The 11,199-nt window shown below is 68.6% G+C and carries 8 protein-coding genes and 1 pseudogene; 6 read left to right on the top strand and 3 right to left on the bottom strand.

The features are described 5' to 3' along the window. The 3 genes from JWQ05_RS04400 to JWQ05_RS04390 all read left to right on the top strand — a co-directional run. Nucleotides 1–317 (top strand): amino acid--tRNA ligase-related protein (locus JWQ05_RS04400; RefSeq protein WP_299655063.1); only part of this gene is annotated, 317 nt, incomplete at its 5' end. Beyond that, on the top strand, nucleotides 314–1,366 hold the full coding sequence (locus tag JWQ05_RS04395; protein ID WP_299655060.1) for a lysine-2,3-aminomutase-like protein: 1,053 nt from the start codon (nucleotides 314–316) through the stop codon (nucleotides 1,364–1,366). The genes JWQ05_RS04400 and JWQ05_RS04395, both read left to right, overlap by 4 nt. 145 nt (nucleotides 1,367–1,511) lie before the next feature. Further along, complete coding sequence (locus JWQ05_RS04390; RefSeq protein WP_299655057.1) at nucleotides 1,512–1,961, top strand: Tellurite resistance protein TerB; 450 nt, start codon at nucleotides 1,512–1,514, stop codon at nucleotides 1,959–1,961. 3 nt (nucleotides 1,962–1,964) lie between these two features. Here JWQ05_RS04390 and JWQ05_RS04385 read toward each other — a convergent pair whose 3' ends face one another. Together JWQ05_RS04385 and JWQ05_RS04380 are read right to left on the bottom strand one after the other, a co-directional pair. Then, the gene (locus tag JWQ05_RS04385) at nucleotides 1,965–2,357 is read right to left on the bottom strand and encodes a phage holin family protein (RefSeq protein WP_299655054.1); all 393 of its coding nucleotides are present in this window, start codon (nucleotides 2,355–2,357) and stop codon (nucleotides 1,965–1,967) included. 99 nt (nucleotides 2,358–2,456) lie between these two features. Then, nucleotides 2,457–3,863, bottom strand: coding sequence for a DEAD/DEAH box helicase family protein (locus JWQ05_RS04380; RefSeq protein WP_366944552.1), 1,407 nt, complete (start codon nucleotides 3,861–3,863; stop codon nucleotides 2,457–2,459). A 218-nt stretch (nucleotides 3,864–4,081) separates the two neighbouring features. On the opposite strand from JWQ05_RS04380, the gene JWQ05_RS04375 reads away from it, so the two are divergent. Continuing rightward, a complete protein-coding gene (locus JWQ05_RS04375; protein ID WP_299655051.1) occupies nucleotides 4,082–4,741 on the top strand; it encodes a hypothetical protein in 660 nt (219 codons plus the stop codon). 12 nt (nucleotides 4,742–4,753) lie between these two features. Here JWQ05_RS04375 and JWQ05_RS04370 read toward each other — a convergent pair whose 3' ends face one another. After that, a complete protein-coding gene (locus JWQ05_RS04370; RefSeq protein ID WP_299655049.1) occupies nucleotides 4,754–6,808 on the bottom strand; it encodes a nitrate- and nitrite sensing domain-containing protein in 2,055 nt (684 codons plus the stop codon). A 537-nt stretch (nucleotides 6,809–7,345) separates the two neighbouring features. Here JWQ05_RS04370 and uvrA point away from each other — a divergent pair. Both uvrA and JWQ05_RS04360 read left to right on the top strand, forming a co-directional pair. Beyond that, entirely contained in the window at nucleotides 7,346–10,318 is a 2,973-nt protein-coding gene (gene uvrA / locus JWQ05_RS04365) for an excinuclease ABC subunit UvrA (protein ID WP_299655046.1), read from the top strand. A 511-nt stretch (nucleotides 10,319–10,829) separates the two neighbouring features. Beyond that, nucleotides 10,830–11,199 (top strand): annotated as a pseudogene (locus tag JWQ05_RS04360) (transporter); the annotation flags it as partial.

Genomic DNA, 11,199 nt, shown 5'->3' with positions numbered 1-11,199 from the left:
TCGCGCGTCCCAGCCCGCGCGACCCGCGCGTGGCCGAGCGCTTCGAGCTCTATGCCTGCGGCGTCGAACTCGCCAACGCCTTCGGCGAGTTGACCGACGCCGACGAGCAGCGGCGGCGGTTTGTGCTTGAGATGGAGGAAAAGGCGCGCGTCTACGGCGAGGCCTACCCCCTCGACGAGGACTTTCTGGCCGCCCTCGCGATCATGCCGGAGGCGAGCGGCATCGCGCTGGGGCTCGATCGACTGGTGATGCTGGCAACCGGCGCACCCCGGATCGAGGACGTGATCTGGACGCCTGTTGCGGGCGCGTCCTCATGAACCAGAACCTGCGCGATCCCGCGGCCCTGGTCCGGGCTGGGCTGGCCGCCCGCGCCGACCTGCCGGCCCTGGAGGCCGTGGCGGCCCGCTACGCCGTCGCGGTGACGGCCGACATGGCCGAGCTGATCGACGCCGGCGATCCCGCCGACCCCATCGCGCGCCAGTTCCTGCCATCGGCCGAGGAATTGGAGACGCGGCCGGAGGACGACGCCGATCCGATCGGCGACGCGGCCCACAGCCCCCTGCCCGGCCTCGTCCACCGCTACCCGGATCGGGTTCTGCTCAAACCCCTCCATGTCTGCCCGGTCTATTGCCGTTTCTGCTTCCGGCGCGAGATGGTCGGCCCGGACGGGCTGGGCACCCTGAGCGAGGCCGATCTCGCCGGGGCGCTGGCCTATATCGCGGCGGATCCTGCGATCTGGGAGGTAGTGGTCACGGGCGGCGATCCGTTCGCGCTCTCGCCCCGGCGTCTTGCCCGGATCGCAGCGGCGCTCGCTGCCATCCCGCATGTCCGCGTGCTGCGCTTCCACACCCGCGTGCCGGTGGTCGATCCCGGCGCCGTCACCGGCGATCTGATCGCTGCCCTGAAGCGCTTCGGCCGCGCGGTCTTCGTGGCGCTCCACGCCAACCACCCACGCGAATTCACGCCCGCCGCCGAGGCCGCCATCGCCCGGCTGGTCGATGCCGGCATCCCGCTGGTCAGCCAGTCGGTGCTGCTCGCCGGGGTCAACGACGATCCCGACACCCTGAGCCTCCTGATGCGCCGCTTCGTCGAGAACCGGGTGAAGCCGTACTACCTGCATCATGGGGACCTCGCACCGGGTACCGGCCACCTGCGCACCGACCTCGCGCGGGGGCGAGAGCTGATGCGGGGCCTGCGCGGGCGGCTCTCCGGTCTCGCCCAGCCCCTCTACGTCCTCGACATTCCGGGCGGGCACGGCAAGGTGCCGGCGGGACCGGACTATCTGGAGGCGCGCGTGGAGGGCTGGCGGGTCACCGATCCGAGTGGGTGCACGCATGCCTATCCGCCCAAGCCCGACGTTTCGTGAGGCGAGCTCGCCACGTCGGGCGGGGCCGGCGCGTTGACAGCGCATCGGCGCCAAGCTTTTGATGCAGCCGATCTTTCGCGATGCCGCCCGGGCGCGATCCGTCCGGCCAAGGCATCGCTGGACACCAGGGTTCTCGGGGACGTCGATGGGTGTGTTTCAGGATTTCGTCGGGCGTTTCAGCCAGACCATGACCGCCTATATCGGTGACCGCGCCCTGATGGAGGGGGCCGTCTCCGCTGCGGCCAACGTCATCCTGGCCGATTACGAGATCGACGAGGAGGAGATCGAGGCCGCGCTCGCGGGCATGCGCGCCAACCCGATCCTGGAAAAGGGCTACGACACCCTGAAGCTGGAAGCCGAATTGTTCGAGGGCATCGCCCGCGCGCGCACCCGCGCCGGGCGGGCCGAGAACCTGCGTTTCGTCTCCGCCCTCGCGGAGCGTGAGATCGACCAGCGCCGTAGCGTCTTCCTCATCGCCGCCGATGTCGCGGACCAGGCGGGCATCAGCGCCGTCGAGCACGCCGCGCTCGCCGAGATCGCGGGCGCACTCGGGGTGGACAAGGACGCGCTGCTCGCCTCCGTGGCCGGCGCCTGAAACCTAGTCGCCGACGCGATCCGTCACCAGGGTCGCGTCCTTCGCGACCTGTCGCTCGAAGCGGCGCGGCAGCAGGTTGCCGCGGGCCATCCTTCGCAGGCCCATCGTCGTTAGGATCAGCGCGATGGCGGCGAACGGACTGCCGACGATGAGGGCCGCCAGGATTTCGGAGCCGATCAGCGCGGCGAGCCCCTTCACCAGGGCAACGAACAGCATCATCAGGGCCGCGACCACGAGCACGATCGCGGTGCCGAAGCGTGCGATGAGGCCCAGGATGGCACGGATGTTCCCGTCCGTCTCCCGCCGCATCAGTTCGAGTTCCTGGCCGACGAGGTCGCCACCGTGGCGCAGGCCCTCGCTGATCAGGCTGCGCAGGCTCGTCGTCGGTCGTCCCATCGTCTGAGGCCCTCGGTGTCGGTCTGTGGGTCGCGGAAGCGCACGGCCCTGAGGCCACAACCGTGGCGGTTCGATCCCGTTCCGGCCAGACCGCGCGTCTCAGGGTGTCGCGGGCTCCGGCGTGTCGCCGATCGCCGCCGCGATGGCGTCGAGGAGCGTCGTGTCCTCCCCCGCCATCGCCTCCATGGACGCCATGCGGCCGACGACGGTGGCGGCGATGCTCTCCTCCACCGTGCCCTCCGCCAACGCGTAGTAGATCGTCGCCTGCCGGCCGTCTCGGTGGCAGCGCCCCTCGATCTGCGCGAGCTGGATCGCGCTGTGGCGTAGGTCGTGGACGATGAGGGCACGGGGTTTCTCGGCCCCCGGCATCTCGCCCTCGTGAAGCGAGATCGCCTCGGTGACGGTGAAGACCACGACGTCGAGATCGCCGGTCTGGAAGGCGAGCCGCGTCGCCTCGTTGGTTTCGCCGGATCGCGTGCCGGTGATGGCATCGGCCCGCCAGCCGGCGCCGCGCAGCGCCTCGACCAGGGCGTCCCCCGTCTCCAGGAATGCCACCGAGATCGCCACCTGTTGGCCGTCCTCGATCAGGAGGTCGGCGAAAGCACTGGTGCCGGCCACACGAAGCAGGCTCGCCTTCTGGCGAAAGCGCAGGTCTGCCGCCCATCCGGCCGGCTTGCGGGTGCTGCCGCCCGCCAGGCCCCATTCCCGCCGGAACTCCCGCCAGGTGGCGTCGTAGAGGCGGCGCTCGGCGGGGCTCAGCGCCACCGGGCTGAGTTCGCGCTGCACCTCCGGCCAGCCGGCGATATCGGCGGGGCGGCGGCGCATCCCGATCGCGCGCTCGCCCTTGAACAGGAGGTCGGCCATCACGGTGCAGTCGCGCGGGTTGGCATCCCAGGACCAGTTGGTCCAGCGCCCCTTGGCTCGTCCGATCCCGAGCCCCTGCATCAGCGCCCGGAACTCCGCCAGGGTCTCGGCCGGCTCTCCCGCCGCGTGACCGAGCAGGCGCCCGAGATAGGAGAGCTCGTGCGGCGCCTGCCCCGCCGTGGCGCTGAGATAGATCGTGAAGGCGGCGGCTTGCGCGATCTGCCGGCAGACGAGGCTCTGCTGGGCATAGGGGTTCCGGATGCGATGGCTCTCGTCGAACACCACCAGGGACCAGGCCCGCTTCGGCGTGCCGTGCTTGGCGAGCGCGTTGTTCCTGGCACGCGTCGAGCGGCGGTTGCTCGCCTGGGGGTGTGCCATCAGCGCCTTGGTGCGCTCGTAATTGGTGAGTGTGACCGCCTTCTCGCCGAGGCCGGAGAGCGCAATGGTCCGGCGCCACTGGGGCATCGCGCCTTTCGGGCAGACGATCAGAACCTCGCGCTCGGGCATCGCGGCGACCGCCCCCCAGACCGACAGCGTCTTGCCAAGCCCGGTCGTGTCGCCAAGCAGGAAACCGGGACGGCCCGCCGCACGCGCGGCCAGGATCGCCCGGCTCGCCGCGACCTGATGCGGACGCGCGATCATCTGGGCGGAGATTGGCATTTGGGCGGAGATTGGCATCAGACCGCGCATCCGAAGGCCCGCGGCCGGCATGATTCTCTTCTCGCGCACAACGTATCGCCGCCTGCACGAACTCTTTGCGGCGGCCTCATCATGTTTCGAAAACCTTGGAACTGTTCAGGTTGTGCTTTTGTTAAGGTGTCGTCCCGACGCGCGGTCGGGAGCCGCAATCGGAGAGATCGATGCCGACGCTTCCGCTATCCGCCGCGCCTCGCGCGGTGATCGCGCCCGCCTTCGTTGCGCTGATGCTCACCCTGCCGGCCCAGGCACAGAATGCCGATGGCGGCCTCTTCGACCTGCTGTTTGCCCCCGCGCGCCCGGCGCCGCAAGTGGCACCGGCCCAGCCCGTCGAGCAGGCCGAATATGGCCATGCCCGGCGCTCGATCCGTCGCGCTGTCAGCCAGTCCTACCCGGCCTATCGCCAGCGTCCGAAGATCCGCTACGCCGCCCTGCCGAAATCCGAGCCGCTCCAGATCAAGGTGACGGATCGCCAGATGCCCCTCGACATGAAGGCCGGTCCGGCTGCCGCCTTCATGAAGGACGAGACCCTTCGCCCCGGCGACATCGTAGTGATGAAGGAAGGCCCGAAGGTCTTCGTCGGGAAGACCGACGACCGCCACACGGCCCGCGACTTCGAGAGCGTCGGCCGCTCCGACTTCATCGATCGCCGCACCCGCAGCCAGCTCGCTGCGATGATGCTCCCCGTAGGCGCGATACCTGCCGACCAAGCCCGCAAAATGATGGCACGCGCCGCCAAGGTGATGCCCGCCAGCGTCGACCAGCCCATCAAGGTCGAGACCACGGCGATGCGGGTGATCAATCCCTGGACGACGGCCCGCTGATTCGCACTCGAATCACGCTGCCCGCACGGTGACGAGGAAGCCGTCGACCTCCCTGCGTAGGGCCTCAGCCTGACGCGCGAGGTCGCTGGCGGCAGCCAGGACCTGGGCCGAACCGCTTTTGGCTGATTCCGCGGCCTCGCGGACTCCGACGATGTGCCCCGAGACCGCACGGGTGCCTTCCGAGGTCAGCGCGGTGTTGCGGGCAATCTCCTGCGTCGCCGCGCCCTGTTGCTCGACGGCGGCCGAGATGTCTCCCGAGATGCGGCTGAGGCGCTGGATCACCTCCGTGATACCCGTGATCGTGGAGACCGACGCGTCCGTCGAGTGCGCGATCTCCGCGACCTTGGCGGCGATATCCTCGGTCGCACGGGCGGTCTGCGTCGCGAGGTTCTTGACCTCGGCTGCAACGACCGCGAAGCCGCGCCCCGCCTCTCCTGCCCGCGCAGCTTCGATAGTGGCGTTCAGGGCGAGCAGATTCGTCTGTCCTGCGATGCTGGTGATCAGCCCGACGATCTCGCCGATGCTGCTCGCGGCAGCAGCGAGGCGGGTCACGTCGCCCTTCATCCGGGCGGCATCACGCTCAGCCTCGTCGGCCACCGCCGCCGAACTCTCGACGCGATTGCCGATCTCGCGCACCGAGGCGCTGAGTTCCTCGGTGGCCGCCGCGACCGTGTCGGCGGTGGCGGCCGTATCTTGCGAAGCCCTGGAGACGGCGTGACTCAGGGTCGAGGTGTCGTTCGCGGCCTGCGTCAGGGCATAGGCGGCGGTCTCCAGTTGGTTGGAAGCGGCCGAGACGGCCTCCACGATGCCGCCGGCCTGCGCCTGGAAGCGGTCGGCCAGTTCCGACATCGCCTCGCGGCGGGCGGCCGCCGCACGGGCCGCCAAGCCCTCGGCTTCCGCGGAGATGCGCTGGCGCTCCGTCACGCTGTCGCGAAAATCGCTGGCCGCCGCCGCGATGGCGCGGACCTCGCGCGCGCCACCCCGGGGAATCGCCCCCGACTCCTCCCCGCGCCCGATCGCCGTGAGAGCCGCCGCGATCCGGGCGAGCGGACGCGCGATGGCCGTGCCGAACGCGAAGGCCAGCGCGCAGGACAGTGCGAGGGTGGCCACACTCGCCGAGATCCACAGCGTCGCGCCGTATTCCGCCTGCGACCGGGAAAGACCGGCGGCGGTGCCGAGGTCGGCGGTGAGCCGATCCTCAATGGCCTTCAGGCCGTCGATGCGCTGCGTGGCCAGCCCGAACCACGCCGGGGCATCGGTGAACGCCAAGGGCGTGCCCGGCGGGGAATCGAGGACGATCCGGCGCAGGCGCTCGACCTCGCGCGCGGGCGCTGCGCCTTGGGCGGCGTCGAGAAGGACTGCCTCGGCCGGGTCGGCACCGAGGCGGAACAGGGCCTCGTAGGTCGTTTGCCCCGCGAGCAGGCTGCTCAGGCGTTCGAGCCCGGCGAGATCGATTCGGCCGGCGCTGATGATCGCAGACGCCACCGCCCGCTCCTGGCCGGCGAGTTCCTTCAGGGACAGGAATGCCGAGTAAGCCGAGACGCGCGCGGCGAGGTCCACGCTCGCCGCGACCTGGGACATCTCGCGAACGAGGTCCAGCCCGCCCGCGATCACGCCCGAATACAGGGACATGTTCTGCGCCGGATTCCGCGCGAGGTCGTCGACACCCTTGCGATGCGCCGCGATGCCGTCGATCCGGGTCGCCAAGGCCGCTTGACGGCGCGCGACGGCGGGGCCGAAGGCGTCCGTGCCGTTGCCGGTGGCATCGAGGTCGAGGCGTGTCCGGGCTCCGTCCGTTCGGAGGCGCTGAGCAGCGAGCTCGGCGCGGAACTGTGTCCCCTTCGATCCGAGAAACAAGCTGGAGGCGCCACGCTCGCGCTGGGCCTCGTGCACGAACGCGCCGATCCGGCCGGCGAGACCAGCGAGGTCCTGCACTTGGACCATGCGCGCGCGCTCGCTCAAGCGATCCGAAATGGCGAGGCCGGCCACCACCGCGAAGGCGAAGCACGGCGCCAATGCAACCAAGAGGATGCGAAAGCGAAGCGAAGACAAGAAGCCAGCGGACATGAAACCGAGCCTGGGACCGATGTTGTGGGCTGGTTCTGGAGCCTCAACCGTAAAGGTCCCGTTGCTTGGCTATCTTTTGATGGTTTTTACAGCAGAGCCACAACTTTTAGGCAGAGGCCTCCCGCGCGAGGTTTCCGCGCGAGGTTTCGACGACGCCGTTGCTGCCGTGCCGTGCCGTTCGGGAAGGGATGGCCGATCGAGTTCTATCGGTGACCGACACGTTGGATAAGCCCGCCGCCTCCGGCACATCGGCAGGCGCGCCTTCCGTAGCCGTGTCCTGGATCGCGCCACTCGAAGCGGGGATCGTCCGCGAGCCGTGAGGAGCGCACGCGGTCACACGGGCGAGGACATCCGAATGCTTCGTGCCGTTGCTTCCGGACGGCACGATGTTGAGTGTGTACGCTTTTTGTTCTAGTTGGGGATGTGATATGCGCGATACGCGCCTTGCCCCATGGGGGCACCCGCCCGACATGGCGTCGGGGTGGAGACGGGCGAGCCCAGCCCCGCCCAGGCCCGCAGACTTGCCGAAGAGACCCCATGGCCAAAGCCAAAGCCGCCGCCAAGAAGTCGCAAGCCGAGGCCGAGCGCGTCGAGGCCAAGATCGAGGCGTTGTTCGAGGGGGCGCGCGACCAGCGGGTGATCTCGGTGCGCGGCGCGCGCGAGCACAACCTCAAGAACATCGACCTGACGATTCCCCGCGACCGTCTCGTGGTCTTCACCGGGCTTTCCGGGTCCGGCAAGTCGTCGCTCGCCTTCGACACGATCTACGCGGAAGGGCAGCGCCGCTACGTCGAGTCGCTCTCGGCCTATGCCCGCCAGTTCCTCGAGATGATGTCGAAGCCCGATGTCGACCAGATCGACGGGCTCTCGCCGGCGATCTCCATCGAGCAGAAGACCACATCGAAGAACCCGCGCTCCACGGTGGGCACCGTCACCGAGATCTACGATTACATGCGCCTGCTCTGGGCGCGGGTCGGCATCCCCTACTCGCCCGCCACCGGCCTGCCCATCGAGAGCCAGACCGTGAGCCAGATGGTGGACCGGGTGCTGGCGCTTCCGGAGAAGAGCCGGCTCTATCTGCTGGCCCCGGTGGTTCGCGGCCGTAAGGGCGAGTACCGAAAGGAGATCGCCGAGTTCCAGAAGAAGGGCTTCCAGCGCCTGCGCATCGACGGGGAATATTACCCCATCGACGACGCGCCGAAGCTCGACAAGAAGCTCAAGCACGACATCGACGTGGTGGTGGACCGGATCGTGGTGCGCGCCGACATCGCCGCGCGGCTTGCCGATTCCTTCGAGACGGCCCTCGAACTCGCCGATGGCATCGCGGTCATCGAATTCGCGGATACGCCGGAGGGCGAGACGCCGCGCGAGCCTGTGACCTTCTCGTCGCGCTTCGCCTGTCCGGTCTCTGGCTTCACCATCGCGGAAATCGAGCCGCGCTTGTTCTCTTTCAACAACCCGTTCGGCGCCTGCCCGACCTGCGGCGGCATCGGCCACGAGATGCGGATCGACCCCGAACTCGTGATCTCGGACGCCAAGCTCAGCCTGAAGCGGGGCGTCGTCGGCCCCTGGGCGAAATCGACTTCGCCCTATTACGGCCAGACCCTCGATGCGCTGGCCCGGCACTACGGCTTCAAGACCACCGTCGCTTGGGCCGATCTGCCGGCCAAGGCGCGGGAGGTGGTGCTCTACGGGACGAAGCACGAGAGCGTGCGTTTCGCCTACGACGACGGCATGCGCGCCTACGAGGTCGCCAAGCCTTTCGAGGGCGTGATCCCGAACCTGGAGCGCCGCTACAAGGAGACCGAGAGCGACACCTCCCGCGAGGAGATCGCCCGCTTCATGAGCGAGACGCCCTGCGCCAGTTGCGGCGGCAAGCGCCTGAAGCTGGAGGCGCTCTCGGTGAAGGTCGCCATGCACGATGTCGGCGCGATCACCGCTCTGTCGGTGCGCGACGCCCACGCCTGGTTCTCGAACCTGCCGGGCAAGCTCACGGATAAGCAGAACGAGATCGCGTTCCGGATCCTCAAGGAGATTCGCGACCGCCTGACCTTCCTCATCGATGTCGGGCTCGAATACCTCACCCTGGCGCGGGGCTCGGGCTCGCTGTCCGGCGGCGAGAGCCAGCGCATCAGGCTCGCCTCGCAGATCGGCTCCGGCCTCACGGGCGTGCTGTACGTGCTCGACGAGCCCTCGATCGGCCTGCACCAGCGCGACAACGAGCGCCTGCTCGGGACGCTCAAGCGACTGCGGGATCTCGGCAACTCGGTGATCGTGGTAGAGCACGACGAAGACGCGATCCTGCAGGCCGATTACGTGGTCGATGTCGGCCCGGGTGCGGGCATCCACGGCGGCCGGATCATCGCGCAGGGCACGCCCGCGGAAGTGCTGGCGAACCCGGCGTCGCTCACGGCGAAGTATCTCACCGGCGAGATGAGCGTGCGGGTGCCCACCGCGCGCCGCAAGGGCCGCAAGGGCAAGCTCAGCCTCGTGGGCGCGCGCGGCAACAACCTCAAGAACGTCTCGGTGGAGATCCCGCTGGGGACCTTCACCTGCATCTCCGGCGTCTCGGGGGGCGGCAAGTCCACCCTGATCATCGACACGCTCTACAAGGCGGTGGCGAAATCCCTGAACGGGGCTCTCGAACACCCGGCGCCCTACGAGCGCCTGGACGGTCTGGAGCACCTCGACAAGGTCATCGACATCGACCAGTCGCCGATCGGGCGCACCCCCCGCTCGAACCCCGCCACCTACACGGGCGCCTTCACGCCGATCCGCGACTGGTTCGCGGGGCTCCCCGAGGCCAAGGCGCGCGGCTACCAGGCCGGGCGGTTCTCCTTCAACGTCAAGGGCGGGCGCTGCGAGGCCTGCTCGGGCGATGGCGTCATCAAGATCGAGATGCACTTCCTGCCGGACGTCTACGTCACCTGCGACGTCTGCAAGGGACGGCGCTACGACCGCGAGACACTGGAGGTGAAGTATCGCGACCGTTCCATCGCCGACGTCCTCGACATGACGGTCGAGGAGGCGGCCGACCTGTTCAAGGCGGTGCCGAGCATCCGCGAGAAGATGGAGACCCTCGCCCGCGTCGGCCTCGGCTACGTCAAGGTCGGCCAGCAGGCCACCACCCTGTCGGGCGGCGAGGCACAGCGGGTGAAGCTCTCGAAAGAGCTTTCGAAGCGCGCCACGGGCCGCACTCTCTACATCCTCGACGAGCCGACCACCGGGCTACACTTCCACGACGTCGCAAAGCTCATGGAGGTGCTCCACGAGCTCGTGGACCAGGGCAACACGGTGGTGGTGATCGAGCACAACCTCGAGGTCATCAAGACCGCCGACTGGGTCATCGACATGGGGCCGGAGGGTGGTGACGGTGGTGGCGTCGTGGTGGCCGAGGGCACTCCGGAGCAGATCGCGAAATCCCGGGCGAGCCACACCGGACGCTTCCTGCGGGACGTCCTCGCGCGCCGGCCGGCCTCCGTGCCGAAGGGCCGCGAAGCCGCCGAATAGTCGGGACGGGTACGATCCCGGCCGACCCGGCGCTGCGATTCGGCCTATGGCCGCTTTTGCACCGCACCCAGACACGCTCCGACCGTCGTGATCCCGCGGTGGGGAGGGTACCCTCTGCGCATTGGCCAGGGGAGCCTTGCCGGTTCGTCCCGTCGATCCGAGCCTCCCGCAACAGCTTGAGCATTCAGCGCTATTCTGCCGTTAGCGGCCGTCGCTCGAGGCTTGTTCCGCCCGGGAACCTGCTCAAATAGTTAACAAATCCTTCCGCTGCGCTGCCCCCAAATTGCGGCTTTTGCGCAACGGTGAGATCCGAACTGCCCCGTTTCCAAGCATTCCGCTGTCCTTCCGCTGCGTCCTGTAGAATAGTTCTCGTCGTTGAGACTTGAGACGCCGCCGCAAGAGGGGGCCCCCGGACAGACTGCAAACAAGCCGCGCTGAAGCGGCGGATCGGCAGAATGGTTCGGATGGCTGCGTGGCGGACACCTGAAATCCTTGGGAAGGACGAACTAAGATGACCAAGAACTGGCTCGTTGCCGGAGCGCTCGCGCTCACCGCTAGCATGACCGCCACGGCTTCATACGCTCAGAGCACAACTGTTCCCGGTGAGCAGGTCGGCCTCGCCACTGGCGCTCCGCTGCCCGAGGGCATCTATGCGCTTACCACCTTCGACTATCAGAATCGCGATCGGCCGTCGGCCGTCGACGCTGGCGTCAACGTCCCGGTTCTGGTCTGGTCGACCCCGTTTGTGCCGTTCGGCGGCCGCGTCGAGCTGCTCGTCGCTCCCCCGACCGTGTTCGTGTTCGGCAAGGACCGGGGCGGCAATGGCATTCGGGATCTGTCCTTCAATGTCGGCACCTTCGTCGGCGGCATCTGGGCGTTTG

The organism is Methylobacterium sp. (assembly GCF_028290105.1).
GTDB lineage: Bacteria > Pseudomonadota > Alphaproteobacteria > Rhizobiales > Beijerinckiaceae > Methylobacterium.
This window is presented reverse-complemented; position numbering and strand designations above follow the sequence as displayed.

Excerpts from the sequence above, each read along its gene's own strand:
- JWQ05_RS04395 (WP_299655060.1), top strand. The coding sequence starts at position 314 with ATGAACCAGAACCTGCGCGATCCCGCGGCCCTGGTCCGGGCTGGGCTG.
- JWQ05_RS04390 (WP_299655057.1), top strand. The coding sequence starts at position 1,512 with ATGGGTGTGTTTCAGGATTTCGTCGGGCGTTTCAGCCAGACCATGACC.
- JWQ05_RS04385 (WP_299655054.1), bottom strand. The coding sequence starts at position 2,357 with ATGGGACGACCGACGACGAGCCTGCGCAGCCTGATCAGCGAGGGCCTG.
- JWQ05_RS04380 (WP_366944552.1), bottom strand. The coding sequence starts at position 3,863 with ATGATCGCGCGTCCGCATCAGGTCGCGGCGAGCCGGGCGATCCTGGCC.
- JWQ05_RS04375 (WP_299655051.1), top strand. The coding sequence starts at position 4,082 with ATGCCGACGCTTCCGCTATCCGCCGCGCCTCGCGCGGTGATCGCGCCC.
- JWQ05_RS04370 (WP_299655049.1), bottom strand. The coding sequence starts at position 6,808 with ATGTCCGCTGGCTTCTTGTCTTCGCTTCGCTTTCGCATCCTCTTGGTT.
- uvrA (WP_299655046.1), top strand. The coding sequence starts at position 7,346 with ATGGCCAAAGCCAAAGCCGCCGCCAAGAAGTCGCAAGCCGAGGCCGAG.